This window comes from Streptomyces sp. NPDC002276 (genome assembly GCF_053891435.1).
In genome coordinates this window covers 213838-235869 of the sequence record NZ_JBSFCQ010000013.1, presented here as the reverse complement: position 1 = coordinate 235869, position 22032 = coordinate 213838, and the positions used below count along the sequence as shown (strand labels likewise).

Here is a 22032-nt window from a genome sequence, read left to right as displayed (position 1 = left end):
GCTCAGCTCCGGAAGGGGAGTCCGCATGAAACGTCTCGTCACGGTCGTCACCGGAGGCAGCCGGGGAATCGGCGCCGCGACCTGTCTGCGGCTCGCGGAGGACGGGCACGACGTGGTCGTCGGGTATCTCCGGGACGCGAAGGCGGCCGAACAAGTGGCGGACAGGGTACGGCAGTTCGGGGTGCGGGCCGTGTGCGTGGGCGCGGACACGGCCGTGGAGGCGGACGTGGAGCGGCTGTTCACCTCGGCGGAGCGGCAACTCGGGCCCGTCACCGGGCTGGTGAACAACGCTGGGGTGACCGGCCCCTTCGGTCGGCTCGCGGACATCGACACCGCGGACCTGCGCCGGGTCGTCGAGGTCAACCTCCTTGGCACACTGCTGTGTTCACGCCGCGCCGCGCAGACCATGACGGCCCGGGGCAACGGCGTGATCGTGAACGTGTCGTCCTCCGCCGCCACGCTCGGCAGCCCCGGGGACCACGTCCACTACGCCGCGACCAAGGCCGCCGTGGACACCCTCACGGTGGGCCTGGCCAAGGAACTCGGCCCCGACGGCATCCGCGTCAACGCGGTCGCACCCGGCATCGTCGATACCGAGATCCACGCGAGAATGGGCGACCCGGACCGCGCGCGACGCGTGTCCGCGTCGATCCCGCTGCGCCGCCCCGGCCAGCCCGAGGAGATCGCCGCGGCCATCGCCTGGCTGATGTCGCCGGACGCGTCGTACACGACGGGCACGGTGGTGCGGGTGTCGGGGGGACGGTGAGGGTGGCGATGGGGTCGGTGCCGGTGCCGGTGCCGGTGCCGGTGCTGGGGTGTCGCCGCCTGCCGCTCAGGCGGCCTCGATGACCCCGTCGCGTATCGCGGCGGCCCACTCGACCACCAACAACTCGTATTCCTCCCGCTCTTGAGTGGAGAGCGATCCGCCCGCGCGCAGCCAGAGAGCCCGGATCTGCTCGTTCACCTCGTAAGCAGACCGCACGGAACCAGGGGTCACGGAATCGGGGGACATGCGGAACAGCCTAGGGGCAAGGACTGACACTGCGCTACCGGACGGCTACTCAAACCGTATGGGGTTGGTCACGGGCGTGGCAGTTCGGTAGAACTCCCCTATGGCCGCGAAGTGTTCGGCCAGGTGGGTTCGTACAGTGCCGTCGAATTCGGCGCCGAACCAGCAGGCGGTGGCCGCCTCTTCGGTTGACGTCGACAACTCCGAGAGGAGGCCGTCGAGTCGGATGCGGTCCAGGAATGCCGCATCCCCGCCGAGGCAAGCCTCGGACGAGGCGAGTGCCGAAGCACGGCAACGGTCGAGGTACCCGGACGACACGCGGGCGAACTGCTGGGTCAGCGGCATCAGTTGGCTCTCCCTCGCCGCTCGGCCCACACCCGCGACCAGTCCAGCAGCGGCCCCATCGCCGTCACCAGGTCCCTGCCCAGCGGGGTCAACTGCCAGGCCCCGTCCGGTGTCTGGCCCGCGATGTCCGCCTCGCGCAACTCCGTGAGGCGGGTGGACAGGACGCTGGAGGACATGGCGTCGCAGTGCCGTTGCAGATCGCGGAAACCGATCGGGGCGGGGTGACGGTGGAGTTCCCAGATCACGCGGAGGGTCCAGCGCCGCCCGAGGAGGTCGAGCGCGGCCATGACGGGACGCCCGGTGTCCGACCCGCGTACAGGGCGGCCGGGAGCGGGGACCGGTTCCAACAGGGCCTCCTTGCCGGGGTCTTGGCGATCTCCCGACTTACTCTTGCGCTTCGATTTCAGAAGCGCAAGAGTCGGTGGACATGAGACAGCGCATCGAAGAGCAGGACATCGAACGACAGCGCATCGAAGGAGTCACCCCGCCCTACACCCCCGACACCGACCGCGCCCTGCGCCGCTGGATGCCGCCCGGTGTCGCCCACGAACCCCTCATGCTGTTCAAGGTCCTCGAACGCCACCCCGAACTCGCCTCCCGCATGCGGGCGTTGGGCGCCGGACTCCTCGTGCACGGCCGCCTGAGCGCCGCCGACCGCGAACTCGTGATCGCCCGCGTCTGCGCCCGCGCCGGTTGCGCCTACGAGTGGGGCGTCCACATGGCGGCGTACGCCGAAGCCGCCCAACTCACCCCGGAACAGGTCACCTTGACCGCGACCGGCACCCCGGACGACCCGGCCTGGTCGCCACGGCAGACCGCGCTGCTCCGGGCCGTCGACGAACTCGACGCCGGCGCACGACTGAGCGACCCCGTCTGGTCCGGCCTGCGGGAGCACCTCGACGAGCCCGAGGCCCTCGAACTCCTCGTACTGGCAGGGTGGTACCGCACGATCGCCTACGTCGCCAACGGCGTCGGGATCGCCCCCGAACCCTGGGCTCTCGCCCTGCCCGAGCGGTAGCTCAGCCCGCCGACTCGGCCGCGTGCGGGCTCAGCGCGCCCGCCGTGACCAGCGCGATGATGACGATGCCGAGGGCGATGCGGTACCAGACGAACGGCATGAAGCTCTTGTGCGAGATGAACTTCATGAACCACGCGATGACCGCGTATCCGACCGCGAACGCGATCACCGTCGCGAACATCGTCGGACCCCACGCGATGTGCCCCTCCTCGGCCGCGTCCTTCAACTCGAAGGCACCCGAGGCCAGTACGGCCGGCATGGCGAGCAGGAAGGAGTAACGGGCCGCCGCCTCACGGGTGTAACCCATGAACAGGCCGCCGCTGATGGTCGCGCCCGAGCGGGAGACGCCGGGAACCAGCGCCATCGCCTGGCAGAGGCCGTACAACAGGCCGTCCTTGGCGTTCAGGTCCACCAGTGTCTTGCGCTGCTTGGGCGCCCGGTGCCGGCCGCCCGTCTCGTCGCGGGCCGCGAGGCGGTCGGCGACGCCGATGACGATGCCCACCACGATGAGCATGGTGGCGGTGATCCGCAGATCCCGGAACGGCCCCTCGATCTGGTCCTTGAGCGTGACCCCGAGCACGCCGATGGGAATGGAGCCGACGATCACCAGCCAGCCCATCTGGGCGTCGTGGTCGCGCCGCATCTCCTTGTTCGTGAGCGACCGGAACCACGCGGCGAGAATCCGCCCGACATCCTGGCGGAAGTAGATCAGCACCGCCGCCTCCGTGCCGAGCTGGGTGATCGCCGTGAAGGCCGCGCCCGGGTCCTTCCAGCCGGAGAAGGCCGCCGTCAGCCGCAGATGCGCACTGGACGACACGGGCAGGAACTCGGTCAGCCCCTGGACGAGTCCGAGGATGAGGGATTCAAACCAAGACATGGAGTTACGGCGTCCAAGTGCTGCTCGCGGAGGGGCAAAGGACACACCAAAACGCCGCGCACGGTGATCGAGTGTGTGTGAGGGGCAGCGTAGCGTCCCGGTGTGACAGGCCGGACACAGGGGTTTCGCGGGCGGTCGGGCGACTCCGGGTGCGTGGTGTTGACCAGGCGCGGGGGCGGCGCATACGTTGCAGCGGAGGAAAGCGCTTGCTGGACGCGCTCGCTGTCTCCGGAGGAGTGCTGATCACGCCCATGTCCACACCCGCCACCAACCCCGGGGCGTATCGGCCCCCGGCCCCCCTCGCCGGGCGGCGCATCAGGGCCGCCGTGGTCGGCGCCGGTGCCATCGGCCGCGGCTCGCACTTCCCCGCGCTCGCGCGGCTCGCCGAGGAGGGCGAGACCGAGGTGGTCGCGGCCGTTGACATCGATGCCACCTCAGTCGAGTCCTTCTGTGCCGAGGCCGGGATTCCGCATGCCTACACCGACCTGGAGCAGATGCTCCGGGAACAGCGGCCCGACCTCGTCACCATCTGCACCCCGCCCACCCTGCACCGCGCGCAGACCGTCGCCGCGCTGCGGGCCGGCGCCTGGGTCTGGTGCGAGAAGCCGCCGGTGCCGACACTGGCCGACTTCGACGCCGTGCAGGACGAGGAGGGCCCGGCAAAGGGGACGGTCGGGGGGCCGTACGCCTCCATCGTCTTCCAGCACCGGTTCGGCTCGGGCACCCGGCATGTACGCCGGCTGCTCGCCGAGCGGGCCATGGGCCGGCCGCTCGTGGCGCACTGCCAGACCACCTGGTACCGCGACACCGCCTACTACGCGGTGCCCTGGCGCGGACGCTGGGCCACCGAGGGCGGCGGTCCCGCCATGGGACACGGCATCCACCAGATGGACCTGCTGCTCGATCTGCTCGGGCCGTGGAGCGAGGTCAAGGCCATGGCCGGGCGGCTGGTCCACGACGTGGAGACCGAGGACGTCTCGACCGCCCTGGTCCGCTTCGAGAACGGCGCGATGGCGACCGTCGTCAACAGCGTCCTGAGCCCCGACGAGGTCAGCCGTATCCGCATCGACTGCGAGCGCGCCACCGTCGAACTCACCCACCTGTACGGCCACAGCAACGACAACTGGCGCATCACCCCCGCCCCGGACGTCTCGGGCGAGGAGGCCGCCGCCTGGCGGAACTTCGGTCCCGACGTGCCGAGTTCGCACCTGGAGCAGCTGCGGGAACTCGTCGTCAGCATGCGGGCCGACGAACGGCCGCGCGCCAGCGGCACCGACGGGCGCACCAGCCTGGAACTGATCACCGCGCTCTACAAGTCGGCGTTCACCGACACGACCGTACGGGCCGGCGAGATCGGCCCCGGTGACCCCTATTACACGGCGCTGCACGGCGGCGCCCCCGGCTGGGCGCCCGTGGCGCGCGAGGAGGTGTCGGCATGACCGGCCTGCGTATCGTCCATGCCCACGGCGACCGCGTCACAGTGACCGAACCGGCCACCGGCGTCGAGCTGTTCAGCTACGTCTACCGGCCCGAGGCGTCCTGGGAGGCGCCGAAGCCGTACCTCCACCCGATCAGAACGCTGGCCGGCGACATCGTCACGGACTACCGGCCCAACGACCACCGCTGGCACAAGGGCTTGCAGTTCACCGCCTCACATCTGTCGGGCCAGAACCTGTGGGGCGGCAACACATACGTTCACGGCGAGGGGTATCTCGAACTCCCCGAGCGGGTCGGGTCGATGGCCCATGTCGCCTTCGACGAGCTCTACGCCGACGCCGAGCGCCTCGTCATCGCCGAACGGCTTACCTGGCATCCGTACAGCGGTGAACTATGGGCCGACGAGCGGCGCCGGATCGAGGTGCACGACGTCGACACGGAGTCGGGTTCATGGGCGCTGACCTGGACCAGCGCCGTGACGAACCGCCGCGACGAGCCCCTGCTGTTCGGCAGCCCGACCACCCACGGGCGTGAGGCGGCGGGCTACACCGGTCTGTTCTGGCGCGGCCCGCGCGCCTTCCGCGACGGCCGCATCATCGGCCCCGACGGCGAGGGCCCCGATCTGATGGGCTCCCAGGGTCCCTGGCTCGCCGTCTCCGGAGAGCACGACGGCACCGACGGTCACGCGACGGTCGTCTTCGAGCATGCCCCCGAGAACGACCACACCGGCGCCGAGGGCGCCCACCCCGCCCACTGGTTCGTACGCAACGAGCCGTTCGCCGGGATCGCCCCCTCCTTCGCCTTCCACGACGAGCTGGTCCTCGACCCCGGCGACACGCTCACCCGGCGCTACCGCGTCGTCGTCGCCGACGGGGCGTGGGAGCGGGAGGAGATCGCCAAGTACCTTGAGGCGCGGCCGTGGTGAGCACCGAGAGTTTCGGCTTCGGCGGACTGCCGGGCGGGGTCGCCGTCTCGCATCTGTCCGTCTACGAGTGGCCCGCCGAGGCCGATGGTGCAGGCAGGGTGTGCGGCGGAACTCCCCATATGCACCTGATCTGTTCGGAGGGGTACGTCGTCACCGGCGGCCGCGGTGCGGTGCAGACGCTCACTGCGTCCGGCACGACGTCCGGGTACACGGTCACACCGCTCGCGGCCGGAACGGTCGCCTGGTTCACGCCCGGGACCATCCACCGGCTCGTCAACGAGGGCGATCTGCGCATCACCGTCCTCATGCAGAACAGCGGGCTGCCCGAGGCGGGCGACGCGGTACTCACCCTGCCCCCGCAGTACCTCATCGACCCGCAGACGTACGCCGCTGTCACCGTCATCCCGGCCGACGCGCCGGAGGCCGAGCAGGAACGGATCGCCCGGGCCCGCCGCGACCTCGCCCTGGAGGGCTACGAGGCGCTGCGCTCCGCCGAGGGCCCGGAAGCGCTTGCCGCCTTCCACCGGGCCGCCGCCGCGCTGGTACGGCCCCGGCTCGCGGAGTGGCGCGAGCGCTGGGAACGGGGTGCGCGGGCCGCCGCCGAGGCCACGGGGGAGCAGCTCGACCGGCTCGACCGGGGCGACTTCACCCACCTCGCCGACGCCGCCGTACGGGCCGAACAGCCTTCGGCGTACGGGAAGTTCGGGATGTGCGGGCGGTTGGACGTCTACGACGTCTAGGCCGCTGCCGGGCCCGTGACGGTCCAGCCCGGTACCTGCGGGTGGGCCGTCAGGTCCTCGTGGCGGACCGTGCCGCCGCAGGCCGTGCAGGTGACGGCCGGGACCAGTTCGTTGCCGCAGATGTGCTCGATCACCATGGGGCGGTCGAGCAGATCCCTACGGAGATGCCGGTCGCCCCACGCCATGAGGGTCATCAGGACCGGCTCCAGTTCGAGACCCGCCTCCGTGGGCCGGTACTCGAAGCGCTGCGGGTGCTCGCTGTAGGTCCGCCGGGTGAGGATCCCGGCGTCGACGAGGCGGCGCAGCCGCGTGGCCAGGACGTCGCGCGGGGCGCCGATGTTGCGGACCAGCTGGTCGAAGCGGCGATTGCCGAGGCACACCTCCCGCAGGACGAGCAGGGAGTACTTCTCGCCGACGAGTGCGAGGGCGTCGGCGATCGAGCAGGGGCGCGGGTCTTTGGGGGCGGGCTTGTCTTTGGGAGGGGCCATAGCACCTACTTTAAGGGTGGGTTTGATTTTCCAACTGACAGAGCTATGGTGAGTTTGGATTTCCTACTCACTGGTAGTGCTTGCTGGAAAAAAATAGTAGTGCTAGCTGGAAAAAATAACGGAGGCCCACCCCATGCGTGACGCAGTGATCGTCGAAGCCGTACGCACCCCAGTGGGCAAGGGCAAGCCGAACGGCTCCCTCGCCCAGGTCCACCCCGTCGAACTCCTCTCGCACACCCTGCGCACCCTCGTCGAGCGCACCGGGATCGACCCCGCCCTCATCGACGACGTCATCGGCGGCACGGTCACCCAGGTCGGTGAGCAGTCCGTCAACATCACCCGGCAGGCCGTCCTGTCGGCGGGCTTCCCGGAGTCCGTGCCCGCGACCACGGTGGACCGTCAGTGCGGCTCCTCCCAGCAGGCCGTGCACTTCGCGGCGCAGGGCGTGCTCTCCGGGGCGTACGACCTGGTCGTGGCCTGCGGAGTGGAGTCCATGGGGCGCGTGCCGATGGGGTCGGCCGTGCTGCCCGGCACGGATCCCTTCGGCCCCGGAGTCGCCGCGCGCTACCCGGAGGGTCTCGTCCCGCAGGGCATCAGCGCCGAACTCATCGCCGCCAAGTGGTCCATGACACGGGACCAGTTGGACGACTTCGCGCTCTCCTCGCACCACAAGGCCGCCGCCGCCTGGGAGGCGGGCCTCTTCGACGCCCAGGTGACACCCCTGGCGGGCGCCTCGCGCGACGAGTGCGTACGGCCCGGCAGTACGGCCGAGGTCCTGGGTGGTCTCAAGCCCGCCTTCTACGACCCGAGTTGGGCCGAGCGGTTCCCGGGGATCGAGTGGAACATCACCGCCGGCAACTCCAGCCCGATCAACGACGGCGCCTCCGCGGTCCTGATCACGTCCAGTGAGACGGCGGCCCGGCTCGGGCTGCGTCCGATCGCCCGGCTGCACAGCTTCGCCGTGACCGGCTCCGACCCGCTGCTCATGCTCACCGGTGTCATACCGGCTACGGAGAAGGTGCTGCGCAGGGCCTCGCTCACCCTCGACGACATCGACCTGTTCGAGGTCAACGAGGCGTTCTCCAGCGTCGTTCTGGCCTGGCAGCAGGAGACGGGCGCCGATCTCGCCAAGGTCAACGTGCACGGCGGGGCCATCGCGATCGGCCATCCGCTCGGCGCGAGCGGCACCCGGCTGACGACCACGCTCGTGCACGCGATGCGGGACCGGGGAGCGCGCTACGGGTTGCAGACGATGTGCGAGGCCGGGGGCCTCGCCAACGCGATGATCGTCGAGGCCGTCTGACGTGTTACTGGGGGCGCAGGTGGTGGCGCTTGCGCCAGGCCACCACCGCGCCGCCGAGGGCCGGCAGGGCGATGCACGCCATGGCGATCAGGAAGGCCGGAGACGTGGGGCTGGACGCACGGGCACCGGCGACGACGTACGCGGCGGTGTTCGGGAGCGACCCGAGAGCCGTCGCGAGCAGGAACGGCATCCAGCGCATGCGGGAGACGGCGGCGCAGTAGTTCACGCCCCAGAACGGCAGTCCCGGGAAGAGCCGGGCCGCCATCATCGAACGGAAGCCGTGCTTGCTGAGCTGCCCGTCCGCCGCCTTGAGCCACCGGCCGCGCAGCAGCGGGCGCAGCGCGTCCTGGCCCAGGATGCGGCCGAGACCGAAGGAGATCCCGGCCCCGAGCACCGTGCCCGCCAGCGCCGAGACGGTGCCCATCTGGGAGCCGAACAGCGCGCCCGCCGCGAGGTTGAGCAGCGGGCGCGGTACGAACGCCACGCTGCACAGGCCGTAGGCCGCGGCGAACACCAACGCCGCCATGGCGCCGGTGAGTTGGGGCGGCCAGCCGTCGGAGAGAAGTCGCTGCGGGTGGAAGAGCAGCACGGTCGAAGCCGCCCCGGCGAGCAGGACGAGCAGCAGCGACAGCCGGGACCAGGGTGAGAGCAGGGCTCTCGTGCAGCGCGCGGCGAAGCCGGTCGGGGCGACGGGCAGCACGGGCGCGACGGAGACGACGGACGTGGCCGTGGGGACGGTCACGACTGCGGCGAGTTCCGTGCCGGTGAACTGGGCAGTGGCCTGGGGAGTGGCCGTGGCGGTGCCCCCAGAGCGGGTGCCCCCAGAGTCGGTGGCGGCATCGGCGAGCATGTCGGCGACCCTAACCGACCTGTGTGTGTGATCGCCGTATGGTTCGTCTCATGAGCGTCACAGGTGCGGGCACGCCGAAGATGCCGGGCAGTGTTCTCGCCGACACCGTGCTGGAGCGGCTCACCGCCACGTACGCCGCCGCGGCCGACGCGGAACGGGCCGTTCCGATGCGGGCCTACATGAAGGACATCGCGCCCTTCCTCGGTCTGACCACGCCCGTACGCAGGGCTTTGTCCCGCACGGTCCTGGAGGGCACGCCCCGCCCCGACGAGACCGACTGCACCGCGATCGCCCTGCGCTGCTGGGAACTGCCGGAGCGCGAGTACCAGTACTTCGCGGTGGACTACCTGCGCCGGCATGTGAGGCACTGCACGTCCGGCTTCCTGCCGGTCGCCCGGCATCTCGTCTCCACGGTCCCCTGGTGGGACACCGTCGACGCACTCGCCTCCCACGTAGTGGGAGGCCTGGTCGCCGCCGATCCGAAGCTGACGGCCGACATGGACGCGTGGATCGTCGACGACGACCTGTGGGTCGCCCGTACGGCCCTGCTCCACCAGCTGCGCTACAAGGAGCGCACCGACACCGAACGCCTCTTCGCGTACTGCCTGCGCCAGTCCGGGCACCCCGACTTCTTCATCCGCAAGGCCATCGGCTGGTGCCTGCGCGAGTACGCGAAGGCGGACCCGGAGGCGGTGCGCGGATTCCTGGCGAGGGAGAAGGGCCGGTTCGCTCCGCTGTCGGTGCGCGAGGCCCTGAAGAACATCGGTTCCTGAAGAACTTCGGCTCCTGAAGAACAACGACCCCTCAAGTCCCGGCCGCTGATAAATCGTTCGACGTGGGGCAAAGCGTCGGCAATGATCGGCGTCATGTTCCGGTACGCCTTCCACCTCGCAGCATCCGCGGTCGCGGATGCTCAGAAGGCTGCCGTTCCCCCCGTGCCTGTTCCTGTGCCTGTTCTCCTCGCCGCAGTCGACGGCGCCCGAAGCTGACCCTCTCCGGATCGTCCGGCGGACCCCGCAGGGGGAGGGTCGGCGAGTCCTCGGGGTCCCCGCACTTCACTCACCAGGCTTCGAGGTACCGCCATGTCCAAGACGGCATACGTCCGCACGAAACCGCATCTCAACATCGGCACGATGGGCCATGTCGACCACGGCAAGACCACCCTGACCGCCGCCATCACCAAGGTCCTCGCCGAGCGCGGCGCGTCCACCTACGTCCCGTTCGACCGTATCGACCGGGCGCCGGAGGAGGCCGCGCGCGGCATCACCATCAACATCGCGCACGTCGAGTACGAGACCGACACCCGGCACTACGCGCACGTGGACATGCCCGGTCACGCCGACTACGTCAAGAACATGGTCACCGGGGCCGCGCAGCTCGACGGGGCGATCCTCGTCGTCTCCGCGCTCGACGGGATCATGCCGCAGACCGCCGAACACGTGCTGCTCGCCCGGCAGGTGGGCGTCGACCACATCGTGGTCGCGCTCAACAAGGCCGACGCCGTCGACGACGGCGAGGACACCGTGCTCACCGACCTCGTGGAGCTGGAGGTCCGCGAGCTGCTCACCGCGAACGGCTACGGCGGCGACTCCGTACCCGTCGTACGGGTGTCCGGCCTCAAGGCCCTTGAGGGGGACCCCCGTTGGACGGCGTCGATCGACGCGCTGCTCGACGCCGTGGACACGTATGTGCCCATGCCCGAGCGGTACCTGGACGCGCCGTTCCTGTTGCCGGTCGAGAACGTGCTCACCATCACCGGGCGCGGAACGGTGGTCACGGGCGCGATCGAGCGCGGCACGGTCCGGGTGGGCGACCGGATCGAAGTGCTCGGGGCCGCCGTCGACACGGTGGTCACCGGCCTGGAGACCTTCGGCAAGCCCATGGCGGAGGCGCAGGCCGGGGACAACGTGGCGCTGCTGCTGCGCGGGGTGCCGCGCGACGCGGTCCGGCGCGGGCACATCGTCGCGGCGCCCGGCAGCGTCGTGCCCAGCCGTCGCTTCTCGGCGCGGGTGTACGTCCTGTCGGCCCGCGAGGGCGGCCGTACGACCGCGGTGTCGACCGGCTACCGGCCGCAGTTCTACATCCGTACCGCGGACGTCGTCGGCGACATCGACCTCGGCGAGACGGCGGTCGCGCGGCCGGGGGACACCGTCACGATGGCGGTCGAGCTGGGCCGTGAGGTCCCGTTGGAGCCGGGGCTCGGCTTCGCGATCCGCGAGGGCGGGCGGACGGTCGGCGCGGGCACGGTGACGGAGGTCGGCTGAACGAGCGAGGTGCCCGTTCCTGCGGGGGCGGGCACCTTCGCGTGTCCGGGGCCGCTCCCACGGGCCGGGCGAGGCGGCGGGGGTCTGACGGGCCCGTACGACCGCACCCCTTCCCACCACCCCGGCACAATGGACCCGTGAACGAGCCCATACCCGTGACCCGGGACGTTGATCACGGGACCGCCAAGCTGATGCCCGACGTGGACCGGGCGCGGGCCTGGCTGCTGACCGTCGACGGGGCGCCGCAGTCGTATGTGGACCTGGACGCGCCGACGCACCTGGAGTTCGAGTACGCGCGGCGGCTCGGGCATGTGCTGGACACCGTCGCGGAGCCGGGGCGCCCGCTGGACGTGGTGCATCTGGGCGGCGGGGCGCTCACGTTGCCCCGGTATCTCGCGGCGACCCGGCCCGGTTCGCGGCAGGACGTCGTGGAGGCGGACCGGGGGCTGTTGGAGCTGGTCGCCGAGTATCTGCCGGTGCCGGACGGTGCCGGTGTCACCGTGCACGGCGCCGACGCCCGGGCCTGGCTGGAGGCGGCGCCGGACGGTTCGGCGGACGTGGTCGTCGCGGATGTCTTCGGTGGGACGCGGGTTCCGGCGCATCTGACCTCCGTGGCGTACGCCCGCGAGGCCGAGCGCGTGCTGCGGGCCGACGGGTACTACCTCGCCAACCTCGCGGACTCCGCCCCCTTCGCGTTCCTGCGTGCCCAACTCGCCACGTTCGGCGCGGTGTTCGGGGAGCTGGCGCTGATCGCGGAACCGGGTGTGCTGCGCGGACGCCGGTTCGGCAACGCGGTGCTCGTCGCCGCCCACCGGCCGGTCGACACGGTGGCCCTGACCCGGCTCGTGGCCTCGGACGCCTTCCCCGCGCGGCTCGAACACGGGCTCGCGGTACGGGAGTTCATCGGCGCCGCGCGACCCGTCCGGGACGAGGACGCCGTACCGTCACCCGAGCCCCCCGACGGAGCGTTCGGGATCGGCTGAGCCGTCTACGGCCTCCGGTTCGTCGTGGGCGGGCGATGCGGTGCGCAGCCGTAGATCGCGTACCTCCGGCACGCACAGCGCGCCCGCCGTGACCAGGACGACCAGGGCCGTGCACCCCCACAGGGCCGCCGTCCGGCCGAAGGCCGACTCCGCGGGGCCCGCCGCCGCGGCGGCGACCGGCATCAGCGCGATCGAGCCCAGCCAGTCGTACGCCGCGATCCGGGAGAGTTTCTCCTCGGGGATCTCCTGGTGCAGTGCCGTCATCCACGACACCCCGAAGACCTCGACGGTGGCTCCGGCGACGAACATCACCACGCACAGGACGCCGACCGGCACCGGTACCGCGAGCGCGGCGGACGGCAGGGCCAGCGGGAAGATGCAGAGCATGCCCGCGAGGAGCAGCCTGCGGGGTTTCCAGCGGGTCATCAGCAGGGCGCCCGCGACCGTGCCCGCGCCGAACGCGGCCAGGGCCAGGCCCCAGGGACCCGCGCCGCCGAGGCTGTCCCGGGCGACGAGCGGACCGTAGACGCCGTCGGCCGCGCCGACGACCGCGTTGGCGATGGAGAACGCCAGGACGATGGACCACAGCCAGGGCCGGCCGATGAACTCCCGCCAGCCGTCCCGGAGATCGGCCAGCATCCCGCCACCCGGCGCGCGCGCCGGGATGTGGCTCACGTCGAGGAAGGAGCGCAGCGCCCCGGCGACCGCGAACATCGCCGCGTCGAGGGCGAGCACCCAGCCGGGGCCGACCACCGCGACCAGCGCGCCGCCGAGGGCCGCGCCGCCCAGGGACGCGCCCTGCATCGCCATCCGGAACACCGCGAACGCCCGGCCCGCCTGTTCCCCGCTCACCGTGGACATCAGCATGCCCTCGGCCGCCGGACCGAAGAACGCCTGCCCGGTGCCGCCGAGCGCGGTCAGCAGCATCATCTGCCACAGCCGGGGCTCGCCGGTGAGGACCAGTACCGCGAAGGCCGCCTGTGACACACAGCTGAGGGCGTTGGCCGAGACCATCACCCGGTGCCGGGGCACCCGGTCCGCGAGCGCGCCGCTGATCAGCAGGAACACCACCAGCGGCAGCGTGCGCGAGGCGGCCACCAGCCCCACGTCACCGCTGTCGCCGCCCGCGTCCAGCACCGCGAACGCGGCGGCGATCAGCGCGCCGCTCCCACCGAGCCCGGTCGCCACCGCGGCGACGGTCAGCAGGGTGTAGTTGCGGCCCGCCCAGTCGGGACGGTGCGGGTGACGGAGGGCGGCGGTGTCGTTCACCGGCCGACTATCGCCGCCCGGGCCACGCCCTGCCAAACCATTTGCTGCCAGAATCCGGCCAACCCGTCACGGCGTCAGCTGGTGCTGCCCGTCGGGTCCCCGTGCAGCCGTACGGTGCTGAGGATCTTCTGGATCGTCGCGTCGGGGATCTCCTCGCTGACGCCCTTGGCGCCGTAGAGGGTCCAGGAGACGAAGTCGCCCGCCGAGTTCTTGAAGGCGAATGTGGTCGCCTTGCCGTCCGAGGAGCACTTGCCGCTCTTCGGCACGCCGGTCGTGTACGAGGTGGCGACGCTGCCGGCGACACCGGACTTCGTCGTGTACGACTTCGCCGCGCCGATCTTCAGGTACTTCTTGGAGGAGTCCTTCTGGTCCGTGTACCCGCCGAAGGCGAACGAGGCGGCGTCACCGCGCGCGGTGCTCGCGGTGTCCTTCGCGCCGTCCTCGCCCTTGGTGCCGCTGGACGCCAGCGACGAGGTCTCCTTGGTGCCGTCCTTGTTGTCGTCGGACTCGCACCAGTTCTGCTTCAGGTAGGCGGGCGCGGAGAAGCCGATGTACGGGGAGCCGTCGCCCTTCTGTTCGTCCTCGAAGAAGGTGAAGGTGCCCGGCGTGCCCACCTCCCAGTCGGCGGGGACGTCGAAGGCGGTGCCGTACTTCTGGTTGACGACGACCTTCCAGCCCGCGATGGTCGGCTGCTCGGTCTCGGTGCCGCGCGGGTTGTCGTCGGAACCGGAGGATTCCGAGGACCCCGCACTCGGGTCCGCGGAGGCCGAGGGCGAGTGGCTCGACGTGCCCTTGCCGCCGTCCGCCTTGTCGTCCTTGTTCCCGCCGAGGACCAGGAATCCGGTCACCCCGGCGGCCACGACGACGGCCGTCGCGGCGATGATCGCGACCAGCTTCGTCCGGTTCCCGCCGCCCCCGCCCTGCGGCAGCTGTGGTCCGCCCGCGGGGCCCGGAGCGGCCCACTGCGGTTGCTGCCCATAGGGGTTGGGCTGCTGGTAGCCGGGCTGCTGATACGGATTCGGCTGCTGGTACCCCGGCTGCTGGTACGGGTTCTGTTGCGGGTTCTGCTCGCCCCCGGGCGGCTGCTGTCCTGGCCACATGGGCAGTAACCCTAGTGCGGCACGGGACACGGTTGGGTCACCGGCCCTTGTCAGGGTCGTACCAACTGGGGACCCGACGGTGTTTGCCGGCGCACAGGTCTGGTCCGACTTCGCTACTCATGGGTAACATGTCGTCCATGAGCGCAGATCAGATGTCCATCGGCGAGTTGCTCGCCGCCACGGTGCCGATGGTTCGCACGCTGAACCTGGAGTACCTGGAGACCAGTCCCGAGCGGGCCGTGCTGGCCCTGCCGGACCAGAGCGAGTACCGCAACCATGTCGGCGGGCCGCACGCCGGTGCCATGTTCACCCTCGGTGAGTCCGCCAGCGGCGCGATCGTCCTCGCCGCCTTCGGCGACCAGCTCTCGCGGGCCGTGCCGCTCCCGGTCAACGCCGAGATCGCGTTCAAGAAGATCGCCCTCGGCCCGGTCCGGGCCACCGCGACCCTCGGCCGCTCCGTCGCCGACGTCGTGGCCGAACTCGACGCGGGCGAGCGCCCCGAGTTCCCGGTCACCGTCGCCATCCAGCGTGAGGACGGCGCCGTGACGGGGGAGATGACGGTCACCTGGACGCTCCGGCCGAACGGCTGACCGCCGTATCGCCGTATCGCCGACAGGAGGGCCCGGTCGTCGCCACGGCGTGACCGGGCCCTCGGGCGTGCGGAGTTCAGGCGGCGAGCCGCTCGTCGGCGCTGGCGCCGCCCTCCATCCCCGCCACGAACTCCTTGAGCCAGGCGACGAATTCGGGCCCCAGGTCCGGGCGGTCGCAGGCCAGCCGGACCACCGTGCGCAGATAGTCGGCCTTGTCGCCGGTGTCGTAGCGCAGGCCCTTGAAGACGACTCCGTGGACCGTGCCGCCGGCGGCCAACTCCTGGAGGGCGTCGGTCAGTTGGATCTCGCCGCCGCGTCCGGGCGGGGTGCGTTCCAGGGTGGGGAAGATCGCGGGATCGAGGACGTAGCGGCCGATGACGGCGTAACGGCTCGGCGCGTCCGCGCGGGACGGCTTCTCGACCAGGCCGGTGACCCGTACGACACCGTCCTCACTGGTCGGCTCGACGGCCGCGCAGCCGTACAAGTGGACCTGTTCCTCCGGGACTTCCATCAGGGCGACCACGCTGCCCGCGTACCGTTCGCGGACCTCCAGCATCTGGCTGAGCAGGGTCTCGCGCGGGTCGATCAGGTCGTCGCCGAGCAGGACGGCGAACGGCTGGTCGCCGACGTGGTGGCGGGCGCAGAGCACCGCGTGGCCGAGGCCGAGCGGGTCGCCCTGGCGGATGTGGTGGATGTCGGCGAGGCGCGCGGGATCGCGTACGGCGTCCAGGCGCACGGTGTCGCCCTTGGCGGCCAGGGCCTGTTCCAGCTCGAAGGCGTGGTCGAAGTGGTCCTCGATGGCGCGCTTGTGCCGGCCGGTGACCATCAGGATGTCGTCGAGTCCGGCCGCCGCGGCCTCCTCGACGACGTACTGGATCGCGGGCTTGTCGACGACGGGGAGCATCTCCTTCGGCGTCGCCTTCGTCGCGGGCAGGAACCGCGTGCCGAGTCCGGCGGCCGGTACGACCGCCTTGCGGACCGTGGGGGCGGGAGCGGGTGCGGGGGTGGCTGAGGGGTGGGGGGCGATCATGCGGCTCATGGTGGCCCACGGCGATGAGAGCATCCCGAGAGAAACTTCGGAGTTCCCTGTGCGCCTCGCTTAGTTCGCGGGAGAGTTGGAGATTTCGTGTAGACGCCTGTGGATACCGGCGGTAACCAATCTGAATTCACAGCGTTTTGAACATCGGTCACCCTAACTCCTTGTTTCCTGTCAGGCGCTTGTGCGAGTGTGAGCCACCTCATGAGGCCAGTCGTGAGAAGGCAATGGTCAGGGTCGTTTCTGACAGTTCATAGGTATGCACCAAGCAAGCACCTGCTTTCCGATGGTCGGGCATTCGTGTGCCGTCCTGCGGCTTGGAAGGAAATGGTCCCGTGCAATCCCCCAACCCCCCACGTCCGCCGTTCCCGCCTCGCCCCGGATCAAGTCCGGGGGAGTCGGACCGCAATCTCATGGCACAACTCGGCGACAAAACCGCGGGCACTCGTGCCGTCGCCCTGCTGCTCGCGCGCCACTGGCAGGCGACAAGTGAATATGCGGCCATCTGCCTCGCCACCGCCGAGAGTTCGGCGTCCATGGTGGCGAGCGCCGCCTTCCACCAGGTACTCGCGAGCCGGGTGACCGGTGGCGCTCTGCGGCCCCAACTCCTTGTGACGGTAAGGGAGATGGTGAAGAAGTGGGCCGCCGATGAGCGAATTCCCGCGCTGCTGCCGGAACTTCGCAAACCCACTGGCGCCCGCGGTCTACGCGCGGCGAGGCCCGGCACCTCCGAAAGGCGGAAGCTCGCAGAACGCGCTTTCGGCAAGCTGGCGGGCGCCTCCCAATGCCTGCTGTGGCACACCGAGGTCGAAGCCGAACCCATAACCGTACCGGCCGGTCTGCTGGGCGTGGACGAGGCCACCGCGACCGCCGCGCTGGACCAGGCACGTGAACAATTCAGGGCGGGCTGTGTCCGCGCCCACCACGAACTCGCGCCGACTCCGGAATGCCGCTACTACAACCGTCTCCTCGACGTCCCGATCCGCCGCGGCGGCAGTCTGTTGCCCGATGTGCAACGGCATCTCATGACATGCCGCTACTGCCGTTTCGCGGCGGAGCAGTTGAGTCATTTCGACGGCGGCCTCGAAGTACTGCTCGCCGAGACCGTCCTCGGCTGGGGCGCCCGCCGCTATCTCGACTCACGGCCCGGCCGTGCGACGCCCGGCTCCGCCGCCCGTGCCGCCCGCCGCCCGATGGGCCGCCACCGCCCCACCCCGGACGGCGTCCTCGCCTTTCCGCGCAGGCACCCCAAGGCAGCGGTCGTGGGCGTGGGGCTGACCTCCCTCGCGCTGCTCGCGACCGTGCTGGTCTCCAAGGGCTGGTCCCAGGGCGACACCCCTGATCCGCAGGTCACCTGGGGTGCGCCCAGCGGCAGTTCGTCCCACCAGAGCCCGGTCGCGGTGCCCTCGTCGGCCGGTGCCGAGTCGGCCGCCGGTGCCGTCGGCGCGGGAGTCGTCCAACAGGGTGTGCTGCGCGCCCTCGCGTCCGGGCTGTGCCTCGACGTGGCCGGCGGGCGGGTGCGCGACGGCGCCGCCGTCACCCTGGCCGGGTGCTCCGACGCCGGGTCGCAGCAGTGGTCGTACGACCAGGACGGTCTGCTGCGCAGCCTCGACGATCCCGGACTCTGCCTCGCCGCCGACACCGACCGGGGCACGGTCACGCTGGCCGGGTGCCTGGTGCACGCCGGTGAGGTGCACTACGACCTGACGGTCCGTGGCGAGTTGCTGCTCCGCTGGAGCCAGGGGCTGGCCGTTGCGCCGGAGAACGGGAAGAAGGGGGCGCGGATCGTGCTGGCGGGACGGGACGGGTCCGCCGGGCAGCGCTGGGCGCTCGGATCCGCCGCCGACGCGGCGGCCGAAGGCGGCGAACCGGCGGACGGAGGGAAGCCGGAGGGGCCGGGCGACGCACCGCGCGGCGGTGCTCCGGCGGCACCTGAGGGTGGTGACGTGCCGCAATCGCTTCCCACGGGTCTGCCTCAGCAGGACCAGCCGCAGAACGCACCCCGCGCCGTGCAGGTCGCCTGCTGCCAGGAGCCCGCGCCGGACCCCACTTCCACGCCCACACCCACGCCCGCACCGGTCGTCGATGCCTTGCGGCCGGTGGTGACGGTCGTCGGGGACGTCGTGAACACTGTCACCGGTGTCCTCGCCGGGCTCGTCCCGGCCCGGCACTGATTTGGAGGTAAGGTAAGCCTAACTTTACCTGGGGGGTCTCGTATGGCAGACACCGCAAGCGCCCTGGCGCCCGCACGGACGCTCGCCCGAGTCCGGCTCGGCGCCGGTGGACCGCTTGCCCGGCTGCGGGTGGCGGACGGCAGGATCACCCACGTCGTCCCGGAAGCGGGCGCGGACGCGGACACCGGGGCCGGCGGTGGACCGGTCCTCGATCTCGACGGGCGGGTGCTGCTGCCCGGCCTGTGGGACGCCCATGTCCACCTCGCGGAATGGGCGAGCGCCCGGCACCGGCTGGACCTGGCCGGAACCGCCTCCGCGCGGGAGGTGGCCGACCTCGTCCGGAAACGTGCCGGGGCGGCCGACGGCACGGTGCTCTACGGCTACGGGTTCCGCGACGGCCTGTGGCCCGACGCCCCGCACAAGGCGCTGCTCGACGCGGTGCTGCCGGACCGGCCGGTCGCCCTGGTCAGCGCCGATCTCCATGCCGCGTGGTTCAACTCGGCCTGCCTCGCCCTCGTCGGCCGCGCCGACCACCCCACCGGACTGATCAGGGAACACGAGGCCCACGAAGTCCTCGCGGCCCTCCCCGCGACACCGGCCGAGGTGCTCGACGGCTGGATCGAGGAGGCCTGCCGGGCCGCCGCCGCACGCGGGGTCACCGGAGTCATCGACTTCCAGTTCGGCGACACGGTCGCGGACTGGGAACGCCGGTCGGCCCAATTCCGGCCCGCCGTACGGGTGTTGGCGGCGGTGTATCCGAGTCATCTGGACGCCGCGATCAAGCGCGGGCTGCGGACGGGCGACGAGATCGGCGGCCTGGTCGGGGTGGGCCCGCTGAAACTCTTCACGGACGGCTCGCTCAACACCCGCACCGCCCTGTGCCGCGACCCCTACCCGGGCCTGGAGGGCACGGACGGCGCCCACGGCATCGAGCAGACCGCCCCCGACGAACTCGTACGGCTCATGCGGCGCGCCGCCGCCCACGGCATCGAACCTGCCGTGCACGCCATCGGCGACCGCGCCAACACCGTTGCCCTGGACGCCTTCGAGGCGGTGCGCTGCCGCGGCCGGATCGAGCACGCGCAGCTGCTGAGCCCCGAAGACCTCCCGAGATTCGCCCAGTTGGGGGTGATCGCGGGCGTCCAGCCCCGGCACGCGACGGACGACCGCGACGTGGCGGACCGGCACTGGGTCGGACGCACCGAACGCGCCTTCGCCTACGGTGACTTGCTCGCCGCCGGCGCGCGGCTGGAGTTCGGCTCGGACGCCCCCGTCTCGCCGCTCGACCCCTGGCTCGCCATCGCCTCGGCGGTCAGCCGTACCGACGACGAACGCCCCGCCTGGCACCCGGAGCAACGCCTGTCCGTCCCGGACGCGTTGGTCGCCGCGGCCCGTGGTCGCCGGCTCATCAGGGTCGGGGACCCGGCCGACCTGGTGGTCGTGGACACGGACCCGCTGGACGCCGGTCCGGACACCCTGCGCGCGATGCCCGTGCACGCCACGATGACGAACGGCCGCTGGACCCACGGCCCTTACTCATGATCCCGTACGACATGCCGGGCCCCGCCGCGTTGCCCGCGGACCGCACCGGCTGGTCCGTCGACGCGCGCCGCGCCGCCCTGGTCGTCCTGAACGTCCAGAACCACTTCCTGCACGTGCTGCGTGAGTCCTCCGCGCCGGTCGGTCAACTCCTCACCGGAGTCGGTCTGTTGGCGGAGTCGGCGCGGGCCGCGGGCATCCCCGTGCTGTACACCCTCAAGACCGCCGAGCGTGAACCGGCCGGGCGCGAGACCAGTTTCGGGCACCCTCGGCTGCCCGGTGGCGAGGACTCCCGGGACATCGTGGACGCGATCAGGCCGCAGGTCGGCGACAGCGTGCTGGTGGCCAAGCGGTTCAGCGCCTTCGCCGGCACCGGACTGCGGCGCAGGCTCGCGGAGTCGGGGCGGGACCAGCCGGTGATCGTCGGGGTGTTCGCGCGCACTCAGGTACTGCTGACCGTGGCCGACGCGTGGATGCAGGACATGGAGCCGTTCGTCGTCGCGGACGCGGTGGCCGACCGGGCGCCCGACGACCACCGCATGGCCGTCGACTGGATCGCGGCGACCTGTGGAGCGGTGCGGACCGTGCGGGGCGTTGTGGACGTGTTCGGCGAGCAGGTGTCTCAACACCGTTGATTCTGCGCAGGGTTCGCTGATCGTGGGCAAAGACCCCGGGCCCGGAAGGGACCGTACCCTCCGGGCCCGGGGAGTCGTGGGGCCGTCAGACGGCTACTTTCGTCGCCTGCACCGAGCGGTGGATCTCCTCCGCCCGGACCGCGACCGTCGACAGCAGGGTGCTGGTCAGCCCGTGGGTGTGCTCGGTGCCGCCCTGGAGGTAGAGGCCCGCGGTGACCTCCGGGACGGTCTCGACCCGGTGGTCCCGGCCCACGCGGATCTCGTCCCCGTCGTCCCTGAGGCAGAGCTTGGCCGCCTCGCCGAGCAGTGAACTCAGGTCGCGGGGCCGGTAACCGGTCGCGAGCACCAGCACATCGGCGGCCAGCACCTGCTTCTCGCCGGTGGGCAGGAACTCCACGGCGACATCGAGACCGCCGTCCGCTCCGGCGTCCACGGCGCGGACCCGCGAGACGTTCAGGAAGCGCAGCCGCTCCCGTCCCGCCACCTTCTCCCGGTACGCGGTGGCGTACAGGGCCTCGATCAACTCCATGTCGACCACGGAGTAGTTGGTGGACCGGTGGTAGTCGAGCAGCGACTGCTTGACCTCGGAGGGCGCCGAGAAGTAGACGTCCACCGCCTCCGGGTCGAAGATGCGGTTCGCGAACGGGCTGTCGTCGGCCGGGGTGTAGCCGTACTTGGCGAACACCGAACACACCTCGGCGTCCGGGAAGGTGCGGTGCAGATAGTCCACCGCCTCGGCGGCGCTCTGGCCCGCGCCGAGCACCACGGCCCGCCGCACCGGCTGCCCCGCTTCGGCCAGTTCGGTCGCGCGGGGGATCAACTCGCTGTTGTGCCAGAGCCGTTCGCCCAGTTCGAGACCCGGCGGCACATGCGGCTCAAGACCCATGGCCACGCTGATGTTGCGGGCCCGGCGGGTCACGGTCGCGCCGTTCCCCGAGGGGTCCCGGGTGGTGACGTCGAAGAAGGCCACCTCGCCGTCGTCGCCGCGCACCGGGTCGACGGCGACGACCTCGCTGCCGTAGGAGACGAGGTGGGAGACCCGCTCGGCCGCCCACTCGAAGTACTCGTGGAACTCCACGCGCAGCGGGAAGAGGGTCTTCTGGTTCAGGAAGTCGATCAGTCTGCCCTGCTCGCGCAGGAAGCAGAGGAAGCTGTAGTCGCTGGTCGGATTCCGCAGTGTGACCAGGTCTTTGAGGAACGACACCTGCATCGTGGCGTCGTCGATGAGCATGCCCCGGTGCCAGCCGAACCGCGGCTGGCGCTCCAGGAACAGGGCGTTGAGACGGCTGTCTGCCGGAAGGCTCTTGTTGTGCTCCTCAACCGCTATGGACAGAGCGAGATTTGACGGACCGAATCCGATTCCGAGTATGTCGTGGACCACTTCGGAATCCAGTAGCGGTGACTTCACCGTGGCATCGCCTCCCTCAGGCAGCCCAATGCTAGATAAGGT

Annotated in this window: 23 protein-coding genes; 13 read left to right on the top strand and 10 right to left on the bottom strand. The window is 71.1% G+C overall.

Features of this window, described 5'->3' with window-relative positions; translation table 11 throughout:
• Window positions 1-25: 25 nt before the first annotated feature.
• Window positions 26-766 (top strand): SDR family NAD(P)-dependent oxidoreductase, encoded by a 741-nt coding sequence (locus tag ACWIHT_RS30505; RefSeq protein WP_456171491.1) that lies wholly within the window; start codon window positions 26-28, stop codon window positions 764-766.
• 66 nt (window positions 767-832) lie between these two features.
• Here the strand turns inward: ACWIHT_RS30505 and ACWIHT_RS30500 are convergent, their stop codons facing one another.
• The 3 genes from ACWIHT_RS30500 to ACWIHT_RS30490 are packed head-to-tail and all read right to left on the bottom strand — an operon-like array spanning window position 833 to window position 1641.
• Window positions 833-1012, bottom strand: coding sequence for a hypothetical protein (locus ACWIHT_RS30500; RefSeq protein WP_200710564.1), 180 nt, complete (start codon window positions 1010-1012; stop codon window positions 833-835).
• Window positions 1013-1057: 45 nt separating this feature from the next.
• Window positions 1058-1354 (bottom strand): hypothetical protein, encoded by a 297-nt coding sequence (locus ACWIHT_RS30495; protein ID WP_456171490.1) that lies wholly within the window; start codon window positions 1352-1354, stop codon window positions 1058-1060.
• On the bottom strand, window positions 1354-1641 hold the full coding sequence (locus tag ACWIHT_RS30490; RefSeq protein WP_456171562.1) for a winged helix-turn-helix transcriptional regulator: 288 nt from the start codon (window positions 1639-1641) through the stop codon (window positions 1354-1356). Before ACWIHT_RS30490 ends, ACWIHT_RS30495 begins: the two co-directional genes overlap by 1 nt.
• Window positions 1642-1781: 140 nt before the next feature.
• Between ACWIHT_RS30490 and ACWIHT_RS30485 the strand changes: the two genes are divergently transcribed.
• Window positions 1782-2372 (top strand): carboxymuconolactone decarboxylase family protein, encoded by a 591-nt coding sequence (locus ACWIHT_RS30485; protein WP_456171489.1) that lies wholly within the window; start codon window positions 1782-1784, stop codon window positions 2370-2372.
• Between the two features lies 1 nt (window position 2373).
• On the opposite strand, the gene ACWIHT_RS30480 is transcribed toward ACWIHT_RS30485, so the two are convergent.
• Entirely contained in the window at window positions 2374-3249 is an 876-nt protein-coding gene (locus ACWIHT_RS30480) for an undecaprenyl-diphosphate phosphatase (protein WP_359610566.1), read from the bottom strand.
• A 251-nt stretch (window positions 3250-3500) separates the two neighbouring features.
• On the opposite strand from ACWIHT_RS30480, the gene ACWIHT_RS30475 reads away from it, so the two are divergent.
• From ACWIHT_RS30475 to ACWIHT_RS30465, 3 genes are all read left to right on the top strand, one after another.
• Window positions 3501-4688: a Gfo/Idh/MocA family protein gene (locus ACWIHT_RS30475; protein WP_456171561.1), complete on the top strand. Its 1188-nt coding sequence runs from the start codon at window positions 3501-3503 to the stop codon at window positions 4686-4688.
• On the top strand, window positions 4685-5611 hold the full coding sequence (locus ACWIHT_RS30470) for a DUF6807 domain-containing protein (protein WP_456171488.1): 927 nt from the start codon (window positions 4685-4687) through the stop codon (window positions 5609-5611). Before ACWIHT_RS30475 ends, ACWIHT_RS30470 begins: the two co-directional genes overlap by 4 nt.
• A 119-nt stretch (window positions 5612-5730) precedes the next feature.
• Complete coding sequence (locus ACWIHT_RS30465; RefSeq protein WP_456171560.1) at window positions 5731-6351, top strand: cupin; 621 nt, start codon at window positions 5731-5733, stop codon at window positions 6349-6351.
• Here ACWIHT_RS30465 and ACWIHT_RS30460 read toward each other — a convergent pair.
• Window positions 6348-6839 carry a winged helix-turn-helix transcriptional regulator gene (locus tag ACWIHT_RS30460; RefSeq protein ID WP_456171487.1) on the bottom strand — a complete coding sequence of 164 codons (492 nt, stop codon included), beginning with the start codon at window positions 6837-6839 and terminating at the stop codon, window positions 6348-6350. The genes ACWIHT_RS30465 and ACWIHT_RS30460 overlap by 4 nt on opposite strands.
• 133 nt (window positions 6840-6972) lie before the next feature.
• Here ACWIHT_RS30460 and ACWIHT_RS30455 point away from each other — a divergent pair, with 133 nt between their 5' ends.
• Entirely contained in the window at window positions 6973-8142 is a 1170-nt protein-coding gene (locus ACWIHT_RS30455; protein ID WP_456171486.1) for a thiolase family protein, read from the top strand.
• A gap of 4 nt (window positions 8143-8146) precedes the next feature.
• Here the strand turns inward: ACWIHT_RS30455 and ACWIHT_RS30450 are convergent, their stop codons facing one another.
• Complete coding sequence (locus ACWIHT_RS30450; RefSeq protein ID WP_456171485.1) at window positions 8147-8992, bottom strand: TVP38/TMEM64 family protein; 846 nt, start codon at window positions 8990-8992, stop codon at window positions 8147-8149.
• Between the two features lie 50 nt (window positions 8993-9042).
• Between ACWIHT_RS30450 and ACWIHT_RS30445 the strand changes: the two genes are divergently transcribed.
• The 3 genes from ACWIHT_RS30445 (at window position 9043) to ACWIHT_RS30435 (ending at window position 12239) form a co-directional block, all read left to right on the top strand.
• A complete protein-coding gene (locus tag ACWIHT_RS30445) occupies window positions 9043-9765 on the top strand; it encodes a DNA alkylation repair protein (protein ID WP_456171484.1) in 723 nt (240 codons plus the stop codon).
• Between the two features lie 309 nt (window positions 9766-10074).
• Complete coding sequence (gene tuf, locus ACWIHT_RS30440; RefSeq protein WP_456171483.1) at window positions 10075-11256, top strand: elongation factor Tu; 1182 nt, start codon at window positions 10075-10077, stop codon at window positions 11254-11256.
• Window positions 11257-11393: 137 nt separating this feature from the next.
• Window positions 11394-12239, top strand: a complete 846-nt coding sequence (locus tag ACWIHT_RS30435; protein WP_456171482.1) for a spermidine synthase — start codon at window positions 11394-11396, stop codon at window positions 12237-12239.
• On the opposite strand, the gene ACWIHT_RS30430 is transcribed toward ACWIHT_RS30435, so the two are convergent.
• On the bottom strand, window positions 12201-13508 hold the full coding sequence (locus tag ACWIHT_RS30430; protein ID WP_456171481.1) for an MFS transporter: 1308 nt from the start codon (window positions 13506-13508) through the stop codon (window positions 12201-12203). The two genes, ACWIHT_RS30435 and ACWIHT_RS30430, sit on opposite strands and share 39 nt — an antisense overlap.
• Before the next feature lie 74 nt (window positions 13509-13582).
• Window positions 13583-14608, bottom strand: coding sequence for a hypothetical protein (locus ACWIHT_RS30425; RefSeq protein ID WP_456171480.1), 1026 nt, complete (start codon window positions 14606-14608; stop codon window positions 13583-13585).
• 152 nt (window positions 14609-14760) lie between these two features.
• On the opposite strand from ACWIHT_RS30425, the gene ACWIHT_RS30420 reads away from it, so the two are divergent.
• Window positions 14761-15198: a DUF4442 domain-containing protein gene (locus ACWIHT_RS30420; RefSeq protein ID WP_262061862.1), complete on the top strand. Its 438-nt coding sequence runs from the start codon at window positions 14761-14763 to the stop codon at window positions 15196-15198.
• A gap of 76 nt (window positions 15199-15274) precedes the next feature.
• Here the strand turns inward: ACWIHT_RS30420 and galU are convergent, their stop codons facing one another.
• The gene (galU, locus tag ACWIHT_RS30415; RefSeq protein WP_456171479.1) at window positions 15275-16228 is read right to left on the bottom strand and encodes a UTP--glucose-1-phosphate uridylyltransferase GalU; all 954 of its coding nucleotides are present in this window, start codon (window positions 16226-16228) and stop codon (window positions 15275-15277) included.
• A 419-nt stretch (window positions 16229-16647) separates the two neighbouring features.
• Here galU and ACWIHT_RS30410 point away from each other — a divergent pair, with 419 nt between their 5' ends.
• The 3 genes from ACWIHT_RS30410 to ACWIHT_RS30400 are packed head-to-tail and all read left to right on the top strand — an operon-like array spanning window position 16648 to window position 20582.
• Complete coding sequence (locus tag ACWIHT_RS30410) at window positions 16648-18408, top strand: RICIN domain-containing protein (RefSeq protein ID WP_456171478.1); 1761 nt, start codon at window positions 16648-16650, stop codon at window positions 18406-18408.
• A 42-nt stretch (window positions 18409-18450) separates the two neighbouring features.
• Window positions 18451-19950, top strand: a complete 1500-nt coding sequence (locus tag ACWIHT_RS30405; protein ID WP_456171477.1) for an amidohydrolase — start codon at window positions 18451-18453, stop codon at window positions 19948-19950.
• Entirely contained in the window at window positions 19947-20582 is a 636-nt protein-coding gene (locus ACWIHT_RS30400) for an isochorismatase family protein (protein ID WP_456171476.1), read from the top strand. Before ACWIHT_RS30405 ends, ACWIHT_RS30400 begins: the two co-directional genes overlap by 4 nt.
• 85 nt (window positions 20583-20667) lie before the next feature.
• Here the strand turns inward: ACWIHT_RS30400 and ACWIHT_RS30395 are convergent, their stop codons facing one another.
• Complete coding sequence (locus ACWIHT_RS30395) at window positions 20668-21990, bottom strand: lysine N(6)-hydroxylase/L-ornithine N(5)-oxygenase family protein (RefSeq protein ID WP_456171475.1); 1323 nt, start codon at window positions 21988-21990, stop codon at window positions 20668-20670.
• Window positions 21991-22032: the final 42 nt, after the last annotated feature.

What these genes read in the sequence shown, in the direction of transcription:
- ACWIHT_RS30505 (WP_456171491.1), top strand. Translation starts at nt 26, where the DNA reads ATGAAACGTCTCGTCACGGTCGTCACCGGAGGCAGCCGGGGAATCGGC.
- ACWIHT_RS30500 (WP_200710564.1), bottom strand. Translation starts at nt 1,012, where the DNA reads ATGTCCCCCGATTCCGTGACCCCTGGTTCCGTGCGGTCTGCTTACGAG.
- ACWIHT_RS30495 (WP_456171490.1), bottom strand. Translation starts at nt 1,354, where the DNA reads ATGCCGCTGACCCAGCAGTTCGCCCGCGTGTCGTCCGGGTACCTCGAC.
- ACWIHT_RS30490 (WP_456171562.1), bottom strand. Translation starts at nt 1,641, where the DNA reads ATGGCCGCGCTCGACCTCCTCGGGCGGCGCTGGACCCTCCGCGTGATC.
- ACWIHT_RS30485 (WP_456171489.1), top strand. Translation starts at nt 1,782, where the DNA reads ATGAGACAGCGCATCGAAGAGCAGGACATCGAACGACAGCGCATCGAA.
- ACWIHT_RS30480 (WP_359610566.1), bottom strand. Translation starts at nt 3,249, where the DNA reads ATGTCTTGGTTTGAATCCCTCATCCTCGGACTCGTCCAGGGGCTGACC.
- ACWIHT_RS30475 (WP_456171561.1), top strand. Translation starts at nt 3,501, where the DNA reads ATGTCCACACCCGCCACCAACCCCGGGGCGTATCGGCCCCCGGCCCCC.
- ACWIHT_RS30470 (WP_456171488.1), top strand. Translation starts at nt 4,685, where the DNA reads ATGACCGGCCTGCGTATCGTCCATGCCCACGGCGACCGCGTCACAGTG.
- ACWIHT_RS30465 (WP_456171560.1), top strand. Translation starts at nt 5,731, where the DNA reads ATGCACCTGATCTGTTCGGAGGGGTACGTCGTCACCGGCGGCCGCGGT.
- ACWIHT_RS30460 (WP_456171487.1), bottom strand. Translation starts at nt 6,839, where the DNA reads ATGGCCCCTCCCAAAGACAAGCCCGCCCCCAAAGACCCGCGCCCCTGC.
- ACWIHT_RS30455 (WP_456171486.1), top strand. Translation starts at nt 6,973, where the DNA reads ATGCGTGACGCAGTGATCGTCGAAGCCGTACGCACCCCAGTGGGCAAG.
- ACWIHT_RS30450 (WP_456171485.1), bottom strand. Translation starts at nt 8,992, where the DNA reads ATGCTCGCCGATGCCGCCACCGACTCTGGGGGCACCCGCTCTGGGGGC.
- ACWIHT_RS30445 (WP_456171484.1), top strand. Translation starts at nt 9,043, where the DNA reads ATGAGCGTCACAGGTGCGGGCACGCCGAAGATGCCGGGCAGTGTTCTC.
- tuf (WP_456171483.1), top strand. Translation starts at nt 10,075, where the DNA reads ATGTCCAAGACGGCATACGTCCGCACGAAACCGCATCTCAACATCGGC.
- ACWIHT_RS30425 (WP_456171480.1), bottom strand. Translation starts at nt 14,608, where the DNA reads ATGTGGCCAGGACAGCAGCCGCCCGGGGGCGAGCAGAACCCGCAACAG.
- ACWIHT_RS30420 (WP_262061862.1), top strand. Translation starts at nt 14,761, where the DNA reads ATGTCCATCGGCGAGTTGCTCGCCGCCACGGTGCCGATGGTTCGCACG.
- galU (WP_456171479.1), bottom strand. Translation starts at nt 16,228, where the DNA reads ATGATCGCCCCCCACCCCTCAGCCACCCCCGCACCCGCTCCCGCCCCC.
- ACWIHT_RS30410 (WP_456171478.1), top strand. Translation starts at nt 16,648, where the DNA reads ATGGCACAACTCGGCGACAAAACCGCGGGCACTCGTGCCGTCGCCCTG.
- ACWIHT_RS30405 (WP_456171477.1), top strand. Translation starts at nt 18,451, where the DNA reads ATGGCAGACACCGCAAGCGCCCTGGCGCCCGCACGGACGCTCGCCCGA.
- ACWIHT_RS30400 (WP_456171476.1), top strand. Translation starts at nt 19,947, where the DNA reads ATGATCCCGTACGACATGCCGGGCCCCGCCGCGTTGCCCGCGGACCGC.